Here is a 20,130-nt window from a genome sequence, read left to right on the forward strand (position 1 = left end):
CAGCGGGCGATACGCGGGTGGTGTACCTATGCGGACACGGCGATCGCGAATGCCGCGATGTCGCAGCGGCGACGCAGTCGCGGCTCTCCATGTATCGATCGCGGCTTACACCGCTCCCACAGAAGGCCGGGGTTGCGCTGCTTTGGGGTAGGAGCGGCGTAAGCCGCGACCGCGCGATGGCGATGGCGATGGCGTCGAAAGCCTCGCTGGCTGCGCGCCTGATTCGTCGCTACTTCATAGGCCGCTCGACGCAAGGCCCCGACCCGGCTTGCCCAGCGCACCGGATGCCGGCGCTCGGCCTGAATCTGATCGCGGCTCACGCCGCTCCTACCCCAAGGCCGCGCAACCGCTTTCTGTGGGAGCGGCGTGAGCCGCGATTGCGCGACTTCGTGCGGCGACGCGGTCGCCGCTCGCGCCGTTCCTACAGGAGGCAGCGGCTGCCCTTGGGAGGGCGAGCGGTGGCGATACGTTGCGTTCGCGCAAACGAAAACGGCGGCCAGTGGCCGCCGTTTCGATGCTGTCGCGCCCGCGCCGGACGATCAGCGGAACGGCATGCCGCCGCGGCCGCCCATCATGCCCTTCATGCCGCGCATCAGGCCCTTCATGCCGCCGCCGGAGAGCTTGCTCATCATCTTTTCCATCTGCTGGAACTGCTTCATGAGCTTGTTGACATCGGCCGGGGTCATGCCCGAGCCCTTGGCGATGCGCGCGCGGCGCGAACCGTTCAGCAGCGCCGGATTGCGACGCTCCTTCTTGGTCATCGAGTTGATGATCGCGACCATGCGCGGCACTTCCTTGCCGGTGACCTGGTTCTTGACCGCCTCGGGGATCTGGCCCATGCCCGGCAGCTTGTCCATGAGCCCGTGCAGGCCGCCCATGTTCTGCATCTGCTCGAGCTGGTCCTTCATGTCGTTGAGGTCGAACTTCTTGCCCTTGGCGACCTTCTCGGCGAGCTTCTGCGCCTTGTCCTTGTCGACCTGCTGCTCGACCTGCTCGACCAGCGACAGCACGTCGCCCATGTCGAGGATGCGGCTGGCGACGCGGTCGGGGTGGAACACGTCCAGGCCGTCGGGCTTCTCGCCGACGCCGATAAACTTGATCGGACGGCCGGTGATGTAGCGCACCGACAGCGCGGCGCCACCGCGCGCGTCGCCGTCGGTCTTGGTCAGGACCACGCCGGTCAGCGGCAGCGCTTCGCTGAAGTGCTTGGCGGTGACCGCGGCGTCCTGGCCGGTCATGGAGTCGACCACGAACAGGGTTTCGACCGGCGACACCGCGGCATGCAGGGCCTTGATCTCGGCCATCATCGCTTCGTCGATGCTGGTGCGGCCGGCGGTGTCTACGATCAGCACGTCGACATAGGACTTGCGCGCGTCGTCGATCGCGGCGCGCACGATCGCTTCGGGCTTCTGGTCGGCGCTGGAGGCGAAGAACAGCACGTCGACCTGTTCGGCCAGGGTCTTGAGCTGCTCGATCGCGGCCGGACGGTAGACGTCGGCCGAAACCACCATGACCTTCTTCTTGCGGCGTTCCTTGAGGTGCTTGGCGAGCTTGGCGACGGTGGTGGTCTTGCCCGCGCCCTGCAGGCCGGCCATCAGGATCACCGCCGGCGCCGGCACGTTGAGGTTGAGGTCGGCGGCCTGCGAGCCCATGACCGCGGTGAGCTCGTCGCGCACCACCTTGATCAGGGCCTGGCCCGGGGTCAGCGACTTCAGCACTTCCTGGCCGACCGCGCGCACCTTGATGCGCTCGATCAGGGCCTGCACCACCGGCAGCGCGACGTCGGCCTCGAGCAGGGCGATGCGGACCTCGCGAGTGGCCTCGCGGATGTTCTCCTCGGTCAGCCGGCCGCGGCCGCGCAGGCGCTCGATGGTGCCGGACAGGCGTTGGGTCAGGGATTCGAACATGGGGCGTCGGGGGCGTTAGGCGGAATCGCGAAGTATAGCGTCCGAGAGGCGGGAGGCCGTGCGGGGATCGAGAGGTCGGGGCTTGCGAAAGGGCTATCGCCCTGGCTCGAAGCGCAAATCCCCCTCGCTCCCCTTTTCCAAAGGGGGAGGAAAAGCGACGCCGCGGATTTGCACGGGGCGGTGCCGGAACACACGACAGCCACGCAGCGCCGTACGACCCTGCTCCCTGGCTCTTGCGAATCCCCAATCTCCAATCCCCAATCCCGGCTCTTATGCCACACTGCCGCGATGACAATCGTTCTCATCGCCGTGGTCCTCTATGTGGTCGCCGCCGCGCTGCTGGTCGCGGCCGTGCGCAAGGACGGCGGGCGCAAGGCCCGGTTGTGGCTGCTACCAGCCGATCTGGCGGTGTTGCTGCACGGCGCCGCCCACCTGATGGCCTGGAAACTCGCCGGCGGCGCCGATCTGCATTTCTTCGCCGCCCTGTCCCTGGTCGGACTGGGCATGGCGGCGCTGACCGCGGTGGTCGGCGCGTCCGGGCGCATGGCCGCGCTGGGCGTGGTGGTGTTCCCGCTGGCGGCGCTGACCCTGATCGGCTACCACGCCTACGGCCACGTGCTGGCCGAGCCGCTGGACTGGCGCCTGCAGCTGCACGCCTGGTTCGCCCTGCTCGCCTACGCCACCCTCGCGATCGCGGCCCTGCTGGCGACGATGCTGTGGCTGCAGGAACGCGCGCTGCGCCGGCGCGAGTTCCACGGCTGGCTGCGCGGCCTGCCGCCGCTGGTGGAGCTGGAGACCCTGCTGTTCCGCACCATCGCGGTCGGCTTCGCCCTGCTCACCGCTACCCTGCTGACCGGCCTGCTGTTCGTCGAGAACCTGCTGGCCCAGCACCTGGTGCACAAGACCGCGCTGAGCGTGCTGTCCTGGCTGGCATTCGGCGGCCTGCTGCTGGGCCGCTGGCGCTACGGCTGGCGCGGCGGCACCGCGGTGCGCTGGACCCTGGCGGCGATGGCGCTGCTGGTGCTGGCGTTCTTCGGCAGCAAGTTCGTGCTGGAGCTGGTCCTGCAACGGACCTGAGCCCACCGCCCTCTCGTACCACCGCAATCGGAATCGCGCATGCAGGACTGGATCCGCTCGCTGTCGCCACGCAGCGAGTTCGTGGTGGTGATCGGGCTGGCGTTCGGCTGGGCCTTGCTGTCCAGCCTGCAGAGCGTGCTGTCCGGCGCGCCCGCGCAGACCGACGCGGCCTACACTTTCAGCGCCGCCGACCTGTGGAGCGTGCTCATCGTCGAACTGACGGTGATCGCGATGCTCGGCTACTTCCTACGCCTGCGCGGCTGGACGATGGCGCATTTCGGGCCGCCGGCGCAGGCCGGCGATGCGGTGCCCGCGCTGGTCCTGGTGGCGGCGTCGATACTGTCGTACCAGTTGTTGGCGACGCTGGCGCTGTCCAGCGGCACCGCGCTCAAGCCCGCGCAGACGACGCCGGACGTGGGCTGGACGGCGATCCTGGCGACTTCGGCGGTGAACGGCTTCTACGAGGAGATCTTCGTCTGCGGCTACGTGCTGGTGGCCCTGCGCGAACGCTGGGGCCTGTGGCCGGCGATCCATGTCAGCACCGCGATCCGGGTCGCCTACCACCTCTATCAGGGCTCGGCCGGAGTGCTGGGCATCGTGCCGCTGGGCCTGCTGTTCGCCGGCTGGTACGCCCGTACCGGACGGCTGTGGCCGGTGATCCTGGCCCATGTGTTGCTGGACGTGATCGCCTTGGCGGCGTTGGCCTGAGCGAAGACTACGTCGCATCCAACTGATTTACCTGAATAATTTCCGCCTGAGACCTTTATGACAGGCCCTGGGCGGGCCCGGGCGCGCTCGCCCGCGCGCCGCGACACGGCGTTCCATTGACGTAACAATATTTGCATTGACAACTATTGCAGAGGGTAGCAATATGCCGCCCCATGAAGACCGCCCCTCCCCCGATCGCCTGCAGCGGCTCCACCCTGGGCCTGCTGTTCCGCCAAGTCCGCGACGCCATGTGGGCGCAGATGGAGCGCGAGCTGGCCGCCGCCGGCCATGAACTCACGTTCAGCCAGTACATCACCCTGAAGAAGCTCGCCGACGGCACCGCCGGCGTGACCGACCTGGCGCGCGCCGCCGAACTCAATCCCGGCGCCATGACCCGCCTGCTCGACCGGCTGGAAGCGCGCGGCCTGGTCGCGCGGGTCGCCGATCCGTCGGATCGCCGGGCTTTGAACATTCATCTCACCGACGCCGGTGTGACCATCTGGCAGGACATCAACAAGTGCGGCCAGCGCGTGCGCGAGCAGGCGTTGAGCGGCATGAGCGACGTAGAACGCGAAACCCTCACGCGCCTGCTCGAACAGGTGCGCGACAACCTCACTCCCTCCGGTTCCTGAGCCATGAACATGCCTGTCTCGACCGCCCGCACCGCGCTACCGCGACGCGCGCTGCGCCCCCTGCTCACCGCGCTGGCCGCGGCGCTGATCCTGGCCGGCTGCGCCAGCACCCACGGCCTGACCCCCGAAGGCCGAGCGCTCGACGCCGACGCGTTGGAGAGCCAGCGCAGCCTGGGCGCCTACGCGGTGTCCGACGCCGCGTTCCCGAAGCAGGATTGGTGGACCGCGCTAGGCGATGCCCAGCTCGACAGCCTGATCGCCGAAGCCCTGGCCGGCACGCCCAGCCTGGACGCCGCCGACGCGCGCGTGCGCCAGGCGATCGCGCAGGCCGGCCTGGCCGACGCCGCGCGCAAGGCCACCGTCGGCGCCGGCGCCCAGTACGCGGGCGTGCGCATTCCCGAAACCGTGGCCCCGGAACCGCTGGGCGGCCACTACAGCGGCGTCGAACTGCTGTCGCTGAGCTTCAAGTACAGCCCCGACCTGTGGGGCGGCCATCGCGCGCGCTGGGAATCGGCCCTGGGCCAGGCCCGCGCCGCCGAGGTCGAGGCTCAGGCCGCGCGTCTGACCCTGTCGTCCAACATCGCGCGCGCCTACGTCGCCCTGGCGCAGGCGCATGCGGCGCAGGACGTCGCGGTCGCCGAAAAGGAACGCGCCAGCCGCCTGCTCGGCCTCGGCCGTCAGCGCGTCAAGGCAGGTCTGGACAACCAGTTGCAGATCCGTAACGCCGAAAGCACGGTCGCCTCCGCGCAGCAGCAGGCGCAGGCGGCGCAGCAGCAGATCGACGCCAGTCGCAACGCGATCTCCGCGCTGCTGGGCAAGGGCCCCGACCGCGGCCAGAGCATCGCCAAGCCGGGCCTGCTGAGCGCGTCCGCGCCGGCGATCCCGGCGGTCGCATCGAGCGAACTGTTGGGCCACCGCCCCGACGTGGTCGCCGCGCGCTGGCGCGTGGAAGCGGCCGCGCACGGCATCGACGCCAGCAAGGCCGACTTCTATCCGACCGTGAACCTCAGCGCCATGATCGGCCTGGCCTCGGGCGGCCTGTCCGACCTGTTCTCCAGCGACGCCCTGCTGCTGCAAGGCGGCCCGGCGATCAGCATGCCGATCTTCGACGGCGGCCGTCTGCGCAATCAGCTGGCCAAGAGCGACGCCGACTACGACCTCGCCGTCGCCACCTACAACCAGAGCCTGGTCGGCGCGCTGCGCGAAGTCGCCGACGCCCTGCAGGCCGCGCGCTCGCTGGACGCGCAGCTGGTCTCCGCGCAACAGGCGCGCGACGCCGCGCAGTCGGCCTGGCAACTGGCCACGGCGCGCTACCGCGGCGGCCTGGGCACCCAGCTCGACGTGCTGGCCGCGCAGCGCCCGCTGCTGCAGCTGGATCAGCAGATCGTCACCCTGCGCGCGCAGCGCTTGAGCGCTTCGATCGAACTCGACCGCGCGCTCGGCGGCGGACTCCAGCTCGCCGCCCCCACCACCGCCATCTCCAATTCCGACATCGCCAAGGCCTCCACGCCATGACCACCGAAATCAATCCGCAAGCCGCGGCCCCGGCCGCGCCGACCAACGGCAAGCGCCGCAAGTTCCTGCTCCTCCTGCTGGCCGTGGTGGTGATCGCCGCGATCGGCTGGACGGCCTGGTACCTGCTGGTCGCGCGCTGGCACCAGGACACCGACGACGCCTACGTGCAGGGCAACATCGTCAGCATCACCCCGCAGTCGATCGGCACCGTGGTCAGCATCGGCGCCGACGACGGCATGAAGGTGAGCGCCGGCCAGGTGCTGGTCCAGCTCGATCCCAACGACGCCCAGGTCGCCTACGAACAGGCGGTCGCCAACCTCGCCAACACGGTGCGCCAGGTGCGCGGCCTGTACAGCGCGGTCGATGCCGGCCAAGCCGATCTGAGCGCGCGCGAAGTCGCGGTGCAGAAGGCGCGCGCCGACGTGAAGCGTCGCGAGGGTCTGGTCGCCAGCGGCGCGGTCTCGGCCGAGGAGCTGGCCCACGCGCGCGACGAACTGGCCGCCGCCGAAGCCAGCCTGTCGTCCTCGCGCGGCACCCTGTCGCGCAACCGCGCGCTGGTCGACGCCACCACCCTGGGCAAGCAGCCGCAGGTCGCCGCCGCCGCCGCGCAGCTGCGCCAGGCCTACCTCAACCTGCAGCGCGCCGCCATCGTCGCGCCGGTCTCCGGCTACGTCGCCAAGCGCAACGTGCAGCTGGGCCAGCGCGTGCAGCCCGGCGCCACGCTGATGACCATCGTGCCGCTGGAGCAGGTCTGGGTGGACGCGAACTTCAAGGAAACCCAGCTCAACAACATGCGCATCGGCCAGCCGGTCGAGCTGCATTCGGACCTCTACGGCAGCGATGTGGCCTTCGAAGGCAAGGTCGCCGCGATCGGCATGGGCACCGGCAGCGCGTTCGCCCTGCTGCCGGCGCAGAACGCCAGCGGCAACTGGATCAAGATTGTGCAGCGCGTGCCGGTGCGCATCGAGGTCGATCGCAAGCAGGTGCTCGAACACCCGCTGCGCCTGGGCCTGAGCATGCACGTCGACGTCAACATCCGCGGCCAGGACGGCGCGATGCTGGCCGGCTCGACCCCGGCCAAGCCGGTGCTGACCACCGACGCCTACACCAAGCAGCTCGCCGACGCCGACGCGCTGATCGAGAAGATCGTCAACGACAACCTGCCCAACCGCCACGGCTGAGCGCAGGCGGCGCGGGCCGGTCCCGCGCGCGCATCCGACGCCCGGCGCAATGAGCCGGGCGCCCTCGCCCAACCGCACTGCGATGCCGCAGCCGATCGCGACCTCGCCCCGTTAGCGACGAACGCCGCGCCACTCCTTCTCAAGGCCGTTCCATGTCCGCCACCGCCACCGCAGCCGCGCCCGCCCCGCAAGCCGGCTTCCGGCCACCGAACATCCCGCTGACCACGCTCGGCCTCGCGCTGGCGTCGTTCATGCAGGTGCTCGACCTGACCATCGCCAACGTCTCGCTGCCGACCATCTCCGGCAACCTGGGCGGCAGCGCCAACCAGGCGACCTGGGTGATCACCTCGTTCGCGGTCAGCAACGCCATCGCGTTGCCGCTGACCGGCTGGCTGACCCGCCACTTCGGCGAGCGCAAGCTGTTCGTGTGGGCGACCTTTTTGTTCGTGATCGCCTCCCTGCTGTGCGGCCTGGCCAACAGCATGGGCCTGCTGGTGGCCGCGCGCGCGCTGCAGGGCTTCGTCGCCGGCCCGATGTACCCGATCACCCAGGCCCTGCTGATCTCGATCTATCCACCGCACAAACGCGGACAGGCGATCGCGTTGCTGGCGATGGTCACCGTGGTCGCGCCGATCGCCGGCCCCATCCTCGGCGGCTGGATCACCGACAACTACAGCTGGGAATGGATCTTCTTCATCAACGTGCCGATCGGCATCTTCGCCAGCCTGGTCGTCGGCAGCCAGCTGCGCGGCCGCCCGGAGAAGCTGGAAAAGCCGAAGATGGACTACGTCGGCCTGATCACCCTGGTGATCGGCGTCGGCGCCCTGCAGATCCTGCTCGACCTGGGCAACGACGAGGACTGGTTCCGTTCCAACCTGATCGTGATCCTGGCGATCGTGTCGGCGATCGCGCTGGCGGTGTTCGTGATCTGGGAGCTCACCGACAAGGACCCGATCGTCAACCTGCGCCTGTTCCGGCACCGCAATTTCGCCGCCGGCACCGCCGCCATGGTGATCGCCTACGCGGCCTTCTTCGCGGTCGGCATCCTGGTGCCGCTGTGGCTGCAGCGCAACCTGGGGTTCACCGCGATCTGGGCCGGTTTCGCGACCGCGCCGATCGGCATATTGCCGGTATTGCTGACGCCGTTCGTGGGCCGCTACGCGCACAAGTTCGACCTGCGCTGGCTGGCCACCTTCGCCTTCATCGCGATGTCGCTGACCAGCTTCGCGCGTTCGGGCTTCAACCTCGACGTCGACTTCAACCACATCGCGATGGTGCAGCTGTTCCAGGGCTTCGGCGTGGCGCTGTTCTTCATGCCGGTGCTGCAGATCCTGTTGTCGGATCTGCAGCCGCATGAGATCGCGGCCGGCTCCGGCCTGGCGACCTTCATGCGCACCCTGGGCGGCAGCTTCGCCGCCTCGCTGACCACCTACGCCTGGACCGAGCGCGGCGCGGTCCACCACGCCCACCTCACCGAGAAGCTGTCGGCCTACGATCCCAACCTGATCGAGACCGCCACCCGCATGGGCGGGGGCAACCTGCAGACCGGCGCGGCGATGCTGGAGCGGATGATCTCCAACCAGGCCGCGCAGATCGGCTTCAACGAGATCTTCCACCTGCTCGGCCTGATCTTCCTGGCGGTGATCGTGTTCGTCTGGTTCGCCAAGCCGCCGTTCCAAGCCAAAGCCGGCGCGGCCGCGGCCGGCGGCCACTAGGCCTCCGACACAAGCGCCAGCGTAGGGCCGGGTCTTCCCGGCCCTACGCATTTGTGTCTAACGCATCATCAAGCCGACGAGGCGGCCTCGCGCGAATCGTGGGTGTCGCGCGCGGGCTCGCTCGCCGGCGCCGGCGCGCCCTTGCGCACGAAGCGTTGGCGGGCCTCGTGGTAGGCCGGATCGGGGCCGAAGAAGTTGCGGTACATGTGGCTGAGCTCCTCGGCGGCGTAGCTCTCCAGCGGCTTGCGGCGCTCGTCGCTGCTGCGGCGCCGGCGCTTGAGGCCGATCGCCTTGCGCCAGGCCGCGGGCTCGACCAGGGCTTGCGCACGCGCTTCCACCTCCGCGCGGAAACCGGCGCCGTCCTCGCCGAACGCGGCGTCGATCAGACCGATGCGGGCGGCGTGTTCGCTGGTCAGCGGACGCAGGCTCTCGGTAAGCTCCTGCGCGCGCGCCAAGCCGACCCGGCGCGGCATCAGATAGGTCCAGTACTCCGAGCCGTACAGGCCGCCCATGCCACGGTAATGCGGGTTCAGCACCAGCCCAGCGCGCGCCCACACCTGATCCGCGGCCAGGGCCAGCACCACGCCGCCGGCGCCGGCGTTGCCCTGCATGGCCGCGATCACGCGATGGCTGTCGGTGAGCACGATCTCGCGCACCAGCGCGTTCATGGCCAGGATGTTGTGCCAGGACTCCAGCGCCGGATCCTTCGCCGCCTCGATCTGGTTGAGGTGGATGCCATTGCTCCACACGTCCCGGCCGCCCATCAAGGCGATCGCCTTCGTCGGCCGCTGCCGCGCGTACAGGAAGGCGGCGCGCAGGCGCTCGCATTGCCGGGTCGACATGGCGCCGTTGTAGAAATCGAAATGCAGGTAGCCGACCTCGCCGTCCTCGCGGTAGCGAATGTCGCGCCAGGTGTCGGGCCCTTCCGGCGCGTCGAACGCCAACGCCCGCTCCGGCACCTTGGCCATGCGGCGCCGGCCCAACACCTGCGCCGCCGGTAGCTTGATCCCGTCCTTGACGCGCAGATGGCCCAGCCATAACGCGCCGTCGCCGCTGCCCACGCAGACCGCGCCTTCGCGCTGCGCCAGCAACTCGCCCGGGCGTCCGCGCAGGGTCGCTTCCGGCCAGGCGTCGTAGAGCTGACAGGGCAAGCCGGCCAGCAAGGCGCGCGCGCCCGGCGCGCTGTCGCCGCAGCGCACGCGGCGCAGGATCGTCGCGCTGGGCAGGTCCCAATCCACCGCACGATCGGCCGCGCGCATGGCCGGACGCAAGCGCCCGCGCACATCCGCGTCGCGATAGTCGAGCGCGCGCGGCGTATGCAGCCCGGACGCAAAACGCTCGATCGCCTGCAGCAAGGCACGCAACGCCGCCTGCGCGACTTCGTGGCGATAGAGTTCGCTCTTGCCGATCTCGCGCATGGGGAAGGTCGCGCTGGCCCAGATGTCGCCGGCGTCCATCTCCGCCGCCGCCTGCAGCACGGTCACGCCCCACTCGCGCTCGCCTTCCAGGATCGCCCAATCCAACGAGGAAGGACCGCGATCGCCGACGATGCCGGGATGCACGATCAGGCAAGTGCTGCGATTCCAGATCGCCTCGGGGATCGCCGATTTCAGCATCGGCGCCACGATCAGATCGGGGCGCTCGCGCTGCGCCGCCTGCTGCATGGTTTCGGGGTCGCTCGCGACCTGGATGACGACGTCGTGGCCCAGTTCCGACAACCGGCACGAGACCAGTTGGGTCAGCCCATTGCACGCCGTGCACAGAAGCAGAATGCGCAGTGCCATCGAACATTCCTTGTTCGTCCGTGTGAACTCACTGTCGGCCAAGGCCGACAGGCAAACTCGCTCCCTAGTCACAATTCCTACGAGTTATTTATGCCGAACCGGTCAAAACCGGACGGCGGTCGAATTCGGGTCGCAGCCAGGCTTGGGAATGGGCAGCGGATGGCGTTCGGATGCAGGTCCGCCAAGGCACAGACGCCCGCCACCGCGCTTGCCGCGCCTCTACGCCCGCCCCCCGTGTCCGGGCGCATACGATCCGTCCGGCCGACAAGGCCGACCTGGTCGATCTACGTCCGGGCGCCGTAACGGCGCCCGGACGCGACCTACTAAGGCGTCAAACGACGATTCAATGCGGCGTCGCCAGGGCCAGCGTGTACACGCTCTGCCAGCTGTGCCCGCCGCCCAGATCGGCGTCGGACGCCCCCCCGGCCTGCGGCGCGAAGCTCGCCATCGCCGAGATCAGGGCGGCGACGTTGCGGTCGCGCTCGGCCGCGCCGGCCGCGGCATCGGGACGAATGCCGTGGCCGCCACCGGCGCGGACTTCGGCCAAGCCGGCATCGTCGAGCCGCAGGTATCCAGCCGACGGCGTCTCCACCCGTTCCAAGGCAGGCAGGCGTCCACCCAGCGCGATCGCCGACGCCGTACGTTGCGCGACCGGATCCACTTCCTGCGCATAACGGCCGTTCTCCGCCCACGGCGCATCGGCCACCACGCCATCGACGCCGCAGTCACTGGCGGTCGGTCCGCCGCGGAATTGCGCCGCCGATGCCAGCGGCGCCGGCGCCAGACCCGCGACCACGTCGTCCTGGGTCCACACCGTGCCGTCGGCGAAGCGGATCCGCTCGACCGCATTGGGTCGTCCCCCGCCCGCCGCCGTGGCGAAGTAAGCCGCCACGGTCACCGCATCGGCGCTGCCGATGCGCTCGATCAGCAGATCGTCGCCCACACGCGACACATGCAGATCGCTGGCCGCGATGCCGACGCCGAATGCGATCTCGTCGAGGTCGCCTGGCGCCGCATCGTGGACGTAGTCGGAGATGCGGTCGCGGCCGAAGCCGAGCTCGAAGGCGTAGACGTCGCTGCCTGCGCCGCCGAACAAGCTGTCGCTGCCGGCCCCGCCGATCAGGATGTCGTTGCCGCCGTCGCCGGCCAGCAGATCGTCGCCATCGCCGCCTTCGATGCGGTCATGGCCGCCCTGCCCCGACAGCCGATCGTTACCGGCGCCGCCGGTCATCAGATCGTCGCCCGCGAAGCCGCGCAAGGTATCGTCGCCAGCCCCGCCGGTAGTCAGGTAGGCGGCGATTTGCGCGTAGCTCCACTCGCTGCCGTCCTGGAAGCGGAACGCATCGATCGACAGCGCATCGCGATTGCCGTCGGCATCGAAGTAGTCGGTCACGGTCAAGCGGTCGTCCGTGCCGGCGATGGCGATCACCAGATCGCGGTCCTGGCGCTGCCAGCGCAAATCGCCGGCCGCGATGCCGACCCCGAAGGTCACCACGTCCCAGGTCGCATCGCCATTGCGCGGCGACGGGCCGACGGTCCTCGATTCGGCCAGGATGCGATCGCGTCCCCAACCGCGGCCGAAGTGGAAGCTGTCGCTGCCGCTGCCGCCAAGCAAGGTGTCGTCGCCTTGCTCGCCATTGAGCATATCGTTGCCGGCGCCGCCATCGAGCGCATCGTTACCCTGTCCGCCGAACAAGGTGTCGCTGCCTTCGCCGCCACTCAGGGTGTCGTCGCCAAAGCCCGCATTGAGCACGTCGTGACCGTCACCGCCGCTGAGGTCGTCGTCGCCGCTGGCCGCGTCGAGGAAGTCGTTGCCCGAACCGCCGAGCATGAAGTCCTCGCCGACGCCGCCGAACAGGCGATCCCAGCCCGAGCCGCCGTGCAGAGAGCTGCCGTAGATGCTCGCCATGAGAAAATCGTCGCCGGCGCCGCCAAACAAGCCGTCGCGATGACCCCTTCCGTAGAGGCGGTCGTTACCGCCGCCGCCGGACACTGCGGTTCTAAGGCCTGTCCTCGTACTCATTTCGTCGTCGTCGACACTGCCCAGGCGCACCGGGTAGTACTGGTACCAGTACTCGCTCGCGAAGGTGAAGCCTGCACCGTCTTCCTCGGGCTCCAGCGGCGGCGCCTCCGTGGCGGTCGCCAGCCGGTTGGCGATCTGCGCGGTGGTCCACACCGTGCCGTCGGCGAAACGAATCCGATCCAGCGCACCCACGGTTTCCCCGTCGGCTTCGAAGTGGCCCTGGATGGTGATGCTGTCGCTACTCCCTTCGATATGCACGATCAGGTCAACCCCGGACCGATGCAGGCTGACGTCGGAGACGGCGACGCCGTCCTTCAGTTCCAGCACATCCACGTCGCTGAGCAAGGCGTCGCCGTAGACGACCGTATCCCGGCCGTCGCCGCGGCCGAACCGCACCACGTCGTTGCCCAAGCCACCGTCCAGCCGGTCGTCGCCGACGCCGCCGTCGAGACGGTCGTCGCCGTGGCCGCCGGACAGTACATCGTCGCCCGCGTCGCCGCTCAGATCATCGTCGCCGTCGCGGCCGTTCAAGCTGTCGTCGCCGTCTCCGCCCGAGATGAGGTCGCCGGAGGCGAGACCGTCGATGACGTCGCTGTCGTCGCTGCCGGCGAGCAAGCGTGCGCGCACGTCGGCCGCCGTCCAACGCGTGCCGTCGGCGAATACGATGGCATACGCGGCGCCATCGCCACCGTCGACCAATGCGTAATCTTCGATCTGCAGGCTATCCTCGCTGCCGTCGATACTCAGCACCAACCCGGAACCGAAGGTCCCCAGCCGCACCGAAACGTCGGTGACCGCGATTCCCGCGCCCAGTTCGATCGTGCTGGTCTCCCCAGGCTCGACACCGGCATAGCCGTTGCGCACGTAGTCCTCGCCGGAACCGCGACCGAAACGATAGGTGTCGTTGCCGCTGCCGCCTTCCAGGAAATCGCTACCGGCGCCGCCTTCGAGCACATCGTCGCCGGCGCCGCCGTAGAGGCGATCGTCGCCAGCCCCGCCCTGGATCGTGTCGCCGTCCGAGGATCCCAGCACCCGGTCGTCGCCGTCCCCGCTAGCGAGCAGGCGCGCGCGAATCTGAGCAGCGTCCCACACCGTGCCGTCGTCGAAGCGGATCTGGGCGAGACGGCCCGCATCCAGGCGCAGCTGGTCCTCGCTACCGATCAGGCGCAACACATGCCCCTGATCGCTGCTGCCATACGCCTGCAGCACCACGTCGTCCACCGAGATACCCGCGCCGAGGCGCAGCACCGAATCGGCATCGTCGTCGATCAGCGTGTCGCTGCCGGCGCCGCGGCCGAATACGTAGCTGTCGGCTCCGGCGCCGCCATCCAACTCGTCCGATCCCGCGCCGCCGTCGAGCACATCGTCGCCACCCTGACCGTAGAGTACGTCGTCGCCGGCACCGCCCGACAACGCATCGTCGCCCCCGCCGCCGACGAGCACGTCATTGCCTTCGGTCGCGGACGCGAGCATCAGCGCGCGAATCGCCGCCGCGTCGTAGCTGCTGCCGTCGGCGAAACGGAGCTGCGCCAGATTGCCGTTCAACACGAACACGTCTTCGCTGCCGCGGATACGTAGCGTCGCACCCGGCTCGTTACCACGGCCCTGCACGATCAAATCCGCGAGCGTCAGCCCGCTCTTGAGCTCGATCACGGCACCGCCGCCGCTGTCGTAAGCGTAGTCGTAGCCGTCGCCGCTGCCGAAGCGGTAAACGTTCTCGCCGCTGCCGCCGTCCAAGGTGTCGTTGCCGGCGCCGCCATCGAGGATGTCGTTGCCCAAGCCGCCGTACAAGCTATCGTTGCCATCGCCGCCGATCAGGCGGTCGTTGCCGGCCTTGCCGATCAAGGTATCGTCGCCATCGCCGCCGTCCAGGGTATCGGCGCCGCCGCGCCCGATCAGGGTATCGCCGTAGATGCCGCCCTGTATCAGCCCGGCTCCGGTGACCTGGTCGAGAATGTCGGCCTGCAGCCAGGCACTACCGTCGGCGAAGCGGATCTCCGAAATCGCCTGATCCGGACGCGAGAAGTAGTCGCGGATGGTCAGCGTCGAGTCCTGCTCGTGGTCGCGCTGACGCAGGAGCAGGTCGTTACCAACGCGCTCCAACGACACGTCATCGGCATAGGCGTCGATCTCGACCACGTCGTAGCCGGCCGTTTCGCCGGCACCGACGCTGTTATCGATCACGTCATTACCCCAGTCGTAGCGGTAGGTGTCGTCGCCCATGCCGCCCTTCATCAGGTCGTTACCGTAAGGCGCGCCGAAATCGACCCGGAACAGACCGCCATCGAGGATGTCGTTGCCCGCGCCGCCGTCGATCACGTCGTCGCCCTGATTGCCGCGAATGAGGTCGTTGCCGCCGCGGCCGGACAGTACGCTCGTATCGGCGTCGCCGTCGTCGCCGACGATCACGTCGTCGCCCTCGCCGCTGCGGCGCTGCCCATCGATCAGGGCCTGCACGCGCTCGCGGTCCCAAGTGGTGCCATCGGCGAAGCGGAAGAACTCGGCCGCACGGCCGACATCCTCCGGGCCGGTATAGGCGCCGTCGCCACCGGCATCCGAGAACCGGGCGAACGCCGGTCCAGAACCGGGGTCCCCGCCATCATCGACGGACGCCGCCCAGCCGAAGTAGTGAGGCACGCGCAACACGTCCTGGGTGTCGCGGATCGACAGCACCAGGTCATTGCCTTCGCGCCGCAGCACTACGTCGCCCTCGGCGATGCCGTCCCCGAACTCGACCGTGTCGATCCCTTCGGACGCGGCGCGGAACAGGGCCACGTAGTGAGCGTTGTCCCACTCGCCTTGCGGATCCTTCGGGATCTCGACCAGCGTATCGCTTCCGGAACCCCGACCGAAACGATAGACGTCGTGACCGGCGCCGCCGTCCAGCAGATCGTCGCCCGCGCCGCCGTCGATCACATCGTTGCCGCGACCTCCGTGCAGATCGTCGCCGCCCAGACCGCCGGACAGGCTGTCGTCGCTGTCGTAACCGAACAGGCTGTCGTCGCCGTCGGTGCTCTGCAAGGCCATGGCCATCACGGTTGCGACGTTCCAAACCGTGCCGTCGGCGAAGCGGATGTTATCGACCGCATAGCCCGATCGGCCGTCGTCGCGGAAGTAGTTCAGGATCACCAGTTGGTCGTCCGAGCCTGCGAAACTCAGCACCAGATCCTGGCCGTTGCGATTTTTCGCGGACACGTCGGCCGGCGAAATGCCCGCGCCGAACTCGACGTCGTCGGTATAGCCGCCTCGGTCGCCATATCGCACGTTCTCGATGGTGTCGTGCCCGAAGCCGCGATCGAAGCGATAGCGATCGTAACCGGAGTCGCCGATCAGATAGTCGTCGCCCGTACCGCCGACCAGCAGGTCGTCGCCGCTGCCGCCATCCAGGCTGTCGTCTCCATCCCCGCCGAGCAGAATGTCGTTATCTTGAGCGCCGCCGATCACGTCGTTGTCGGCGCCGCCGTCCAGCGTGTCGCTGCCATAGTGGCCGTAGAGCTTGTCGTCGCCAGCGCCGCCGGAGAAGTGCTCGCTGCTCACGTTGCCGTAGAACTCGTCCGCACCGCCGCCACCTTGATAGGAATAGACCAGCTGCGAATCTGTCGCGGTGATGCGCACGCCGTCGCTGAACTCGATGCTGTGATTGCTGCCCGGGGCGAAGAAGCCGTCGATGCCCAGGCTGCTGATCGTCCCCGATTGGTTGAACACCAGGACCAAATCGTCGCTACCCTCCTCCGTCGGACCGAAACTCATGTCCGCCGCATTGAAGGCGAAGTTGAAGCGGATCGTGTCCCGACCCGCGCCGGAATCGCCAAGGCCGACCACCGTATCCATTCCGAAGTAGGCGTCGAAGTTGTAGACATCGTCGCCTTCGTCGCCTTGCAACAGGTCGTTGCCGCTGCCGCCGGCCAATACGTCGTTGCCTTTTCCGCCGCTGATCTGGTCGTCGCCACCGGCGCCGTCCAGCCGATCGTTGCCGTCTTCGCCGAACAGGGTGTCGTTGCCTCCGGTCCCACCGATTACGTCGTCGCCGCTCGAACCGACCACCGGCACCAGCGCACCCAGCAGTTGTTCCAGTTGTGCGCGGTCCAGCGTGGTGCCATCGGCGAAACTCAGACCGATCTGAGTGTCGGGATTGAAGTAATCCTCCACCAGGACGGCGTCGCCGCCGCTTCCGACCTTGATCAGCAGGTTGCGGCCGATCACTTGATAACTAAGGTCGCCTGGCGCGATGCCGGCACCGAACTCCAGAGTATCGATGCCAACCTCGCCTTCCTCATCGGCGAGGATGCGGTCCTGACCGAAACCGGTCTCGAAGCGATAGCGGTCGTTGCCGCTGCCGCCGGCGAGCATGTCGTTGCCGGCACCGCCCTCCAGGAGGTCGTCGCCCTCCTCGCCCGCCAGCACGTCGTCCCCGGCATCGCCTTTGAGGCTGTCGTTGCCCTCACCACCCCACGCCTGGTCGGCGCCCTCGCCGCCAAGCAGCTGATCGACACCCGCGGCGCCGTTGAGCAGATCGTCGCCGCTGTCGCCGCGCAGCACATCGTCGCCGTCGCCACCGAACAGGCTGTCGTTGCCGGCATTGCCGTTCAGCACGTCGGCATCGGCACCGCCGTCGAGCTGGTCGTTGCCATTGCCACCCGACAAGCGATCGGCGCCGGAATCGCCGTAAAGTTCGTCGCTGCCTTCGCCCCCGTCCAGCGAGTCGTTGCCGCTACCGCCCCAGAGCCGATCGTTGCCGATACCGCCATCGATGCGATCGTTTCCAGCCTCGCCGACGAGTTGATCCGCGCCGGCACCGCCGTTGAGGCGGTCGTCGCCGTCTTCGCCGAACAGCTTGTCGTCGTCTTCGTTTCCGTCGAGATAGTCGTTGCCGCTGCCACCCTGCAATTCATCGTTGCCAGCGCCGCCGGAGATGACATCGTCGCCATCGCCGCCACGCAACAGATCGACGCCTGCCTCGCCGAGCAGCGCATCGTCGCCGTCGCCGCCGAGCAGGACGTCGTCGCCGTCGCCGCCAACCAGACCGTCGTTGCCGCCCTCGCCGAACAAGCGGTCGTTGCCTGCGCCGCCGGACAGCGTGTCCCGGCCTTCGCCGCCGACCAGGTCGTCCACGCCTTGCCCACCCGACAGGTAGTCGTCGCCCCCGCCACCATAGAGCTTATCGTCGCCGTCTCCGCCCTCAAGATGGTCGTTGCCGTAGCGGGTGCCGGCATGTTCGTCGTCGCCGAACAGGATGTCGTTGCCGCCGTCGCCCAGCAACACGTCGTCGCCGTCCTGGCCGGCGAGCTGATCCGCGCCCTCGCCGCCGTCGAGATAATCCGCGTCGGTGTCGCCGGCGTCGGCCGCACCGCTGGGCTGGCCGTTGCGTCCGTACAGTTTGTCGTCGCCGTCGCCGCCATACAGCGTGTCGTTGCCGCCCATGCCGATGAGCGTGTCGTTGCCATTGCCGCCGTCGAGTATGTCGTCGCCGTTCTTGTTGGCGGCGCTCGAAACCAGGGCCGTCAGCGTCACCCCTGGTATCGCACCATCGGCAAGGTCACCGACCAAGGTGTCGTCGCCTTCGCCGCCAGACAAGGTATCGTCGTCGTGGCCGCCGTTCAGCGAATCATTGCCCAGGCCTCCGATGACGATGTCGTCGCCCTCGCCCGCAGACACACGGTCGGACCCGGCGCCGGCATCGATGAAATCGTCTCCGCTGCCGAGCGTCTCAGGGTCCAGATAAACGGATCCGTCTGGAGTGCGAATGATATAAACGCCGTCCTGGGTGGCATCTCCTGTCGCCGCCACGCCATCCTGTCGATAGACGAACCAGTTTTTTCCACGTGCGATCACCGAAGCGCCGTGCTGCAAAAGTTCTTCGTCGAAACGCTGCTGCTCGCTCTTCCCGCTACTATCGATATAGGTACGCAGCTCGCGCATGTTCTGCAGTTCCGAGCCGTCTAGGATGATGTCGTCGCCGTCGCCACCCAGAATGCGGTCGTCGCCGCTGCCGCCGAAGATCAGATCCGCGCCCGCCCCGCCATCGAGGACATCGTCGCTGGCGCCGCCCTCGATACCGTCGTTGCCGCCTTTGGCCGCGATGGAGTCGACGCCATCGTTGCTGCCCGATTCGCCGAACAGATCGTCACCCTCGCCCAAACCCAGTGCGGCGCCGACCTCGTCGTAACCCGGCAGCGAAATTCCCAGGTCGCCGTTGCGCCAGGACTGGATCAGGATCTGCCCGCCCGACCGTCCATCGATGAGCCTGCGCACGATGAGCAGCGATTGCGTGGGCGTACCCGCACCGATTACGAGCAGACGGAACTCGCCGTTGGCGGTGTCCCATGAACCGATGGCGTTGCTGCGTATATTGTCGAAGCCGATGCCCGTACCCGACAGGTCGACACCGTTGAAGGTGATCCGGCCCGAGCCGTCGCTATCGGTGATCGTATCGCGTGTACCAGCGTTCTTAAGGTCGTCGGTCGAGAAGCTGTAGGTGTCGAAACCGGCCCCGCCCTCAAGCCGGTCGACCCCCATGCCACCGTCGAGCAAGTCGTCGCCGCTGCCGCCCAACAGGATGTCGGCGCCATACCCCCCGTGCAGCGTATCGTTGTCTGCGCCACCGCTAAGGCGATCGTCCCATGAGCCGCCGAGCAGGATATCGTTACCTCCGTCGCCGATCAGCACACTGCCGGGGTTCAAGGCGCTTACGGGATAGTTCACGGTTAGGGTATCCGCCCCATCCGTCCCGAACGCAACATAGTCGCCGAGGGCAGGCAGCTCAGCGCTACCTCCCAGAGTAACCATCTGCGAGATCAATCGATGCGCTCGGCTGCGTACGTCGCCCGGCTCTCGATCGAACTCGAGCAGTTCCTCCACGAAGGAATCGGTCATGCTGCTTCCGACGAAGCTTGCGATGACACCCACCACGGTGACGGCCGCGATAACCGGCCAGTAGAGAAGCCCAGCAGCCGCGACGGCGGTCATCGCCAGCGCAGTCACCACAGTGCCGACAAGCGCACCGCCGAGCACGCCAACGAAAGCCGAGACATCACCGTGCCAGGCTTTCTCACCGAGCTCGATAATCATTAAGCCCTTGGCCATAGGCTTGATAATCTTCTCGGCAGTTGCCCCGAAGGCAACAAACTCCGACTGCGTTTCGAGCGTATCGAAAGTCTTTGCGCAGAAAGCAAGCACTATCTCAGCTGCCGGGGGTCCTCCTTCGACCACACGAAATACCTGCGACTGCTCTTCGAAATTACGCTGAATCTCTCGGCATATCGTTGCAAGCTTGACCTCTCCTCTCGCTTCATAGCGATCCGCATAGGCTGCAGCGAGCTCGGCATTCTGTCGGAACGCGTCCTCTGCGACTGACACGAGCGTCTCCAAGGACGCATCCTCGGCGTCGATCTCGACCCCGGCGCTCGCCAGCCCTCGCGAAACGTTTCCCTGAAATGCCGCTGAGAGCTCCGTCATCATCATCGCAAACTGTTGGTCTTCTGCACTTTCCTCGGACATACACCGCTCCTTTTGAATTGTCGGCCGTTGTGGCCATCACGTTCTGACCTGCGCGCACGGCAGGCGGGTAATGGCGAACGAGAACAGCTAC

General features: G+C 67.9%; 9 protein-coding genes. 6 read left to right on the forward strand and 3 right to left on the reverse strand.

Translation table 11 applies throughout. From position 1 onward, the window contains the following. Positions 1–539: 539 nt before the first annotated feature. The gene (ffh, locus tag ASD69_RS07515) at positions 540–1,907 is read right to left on the reverse strand and encodes a signal recognition particle protein (RefSeq protein WP_056175819.1); all 1,368 of its coding nucleotides are present in this window, start codon (positions 1,905–1,907) and stop codon (positions 540–542) included. Between the two features lie 288 nt (positions 1,908–2,195). Here ffh and ccsA point away from each other — a divergent pair, with 288 nt between their 5' ends. The 6 genes from ccsA to ASD69_RS07545 all read left to right on the forward strand — a co-directional run bounded on the left by ccsA (position 2,196) and on the right by ASD69_RS07545 (position 8,735). After that, a complete protein-coding gene (gene ccsA, locus ASD69_RS07520; RefSeq protein ID WP_056175821.1) occupies positions 2,196–2,984 on the forward strand; it encodes a cytochrome c biogenesis protein CcsA in 789 nt (262 codons plus the stop codon). 39 nt (positions 2,985–3,023) lie between these two features. Beyond that, the gene (locus tag ASD69_RS07525) at positions 3,024–3,692 is read left to right on the forward strand and encodes a type II CAAX endopeptidase family protein (protein ID WP_056175825.1); all 669 of its coding nucleotides are present in this window, start codon (positions 3,024–3,026) and stop codon (positions 3,690–3,692) included. A 173-nt stretch (positions 3,693–3,865) separates the two neighbouring features. Continuing rightward, positions 3,866–4,324, forward strand: a complete 459-nt coding sequence (locus tag ASD69_RS07530; protein WP_056175828.1) for a MarR family transcriptional regulator — start codon at positions 3,866–3,868, stop codon at positions 4,322–4,324. A 3-nt stretch (positions 4,325–4,327) separates the two neighbouring features. Continuing rightward, on the forward strand, positions 4,328–5,839 hold the full coding sequence (locus ASD69_RS07535; RefSeq protein ID WP_056175831.1) for an efflux transporter outer membrane subunit: 1,512 nt from the start codon (positions 4,328–4,330) through the stop codon (positions 5,837–5,839). Next, positions 5,836–7,020 (forward strand): efflux RND transporter periplasmic adaptor subunit, encoded by a 1,185-nt coding sequence (locus tag ASD69_RS07540; RefSeq protein WP_056175834.1) that lies wholly within the window; start codon positions 5,836–5,838, stop codon positions 7,018–7,020. Before ASD69_RS07535 ends, ASD69_RS07540 begins: the two co-directional genes overlap by 4 nt. A gap of 152 nt (positions 7,021–7,172) precedes the next feature. Continuing rightward, entirely contained in the window at positions 7,173–8,735 is a 1,563-nt protein-coding gene (locus tag ASD69_RS07545; protein ID WP_056175836.1) for a DHA2 family efflux MFS transporter permease subunit, read from the forward strand. Between the two features lie 68 nt (positions 8,736–8,803). Here ASD69_RS07545 and ASD69_RS07550 read toward each other — a convergent pair whose 3' ends face one another. Together ASD69_RS07550 and ASD69_RS22930 are read right to left on the reverse strand one after the other, a co-directional pair. Continuing rightward, positions 8,804–10,519, reverse strand: a complete 1,716-nt coding sequence (locus ASD69_RS07550) for an enoyl-CoA hydratase-related protein (RefSeq protein WP_200943947.1) — start codon at positions 10,517–10,519, stop codon at positions 8,804–8,806. Positions 10,520–10,862: 343 nt separating this feature from the next. Further along, entirely contained in the window at positions 10,863–20,039 is a 9,177-nt protein-coding gene (locus tag ASD69_RS22930) for a calcium-binding protein (RefSeq protein ID WP_157499072.1), read from the reverse strand. Between the last annotated feature and the right edge of the window lie 91 nt (positions 20,040–20,130).

The sequence above is a fragment of the Lysobacter sp. Root604 genome, from assembly GCF_001427505.1.
Taxonomy (GTDB): Bacteria; Pseudomonadota; Gammaproteobacteria; order Xanthomonadales; family Xanthomonadaceae; genus Lysobacter.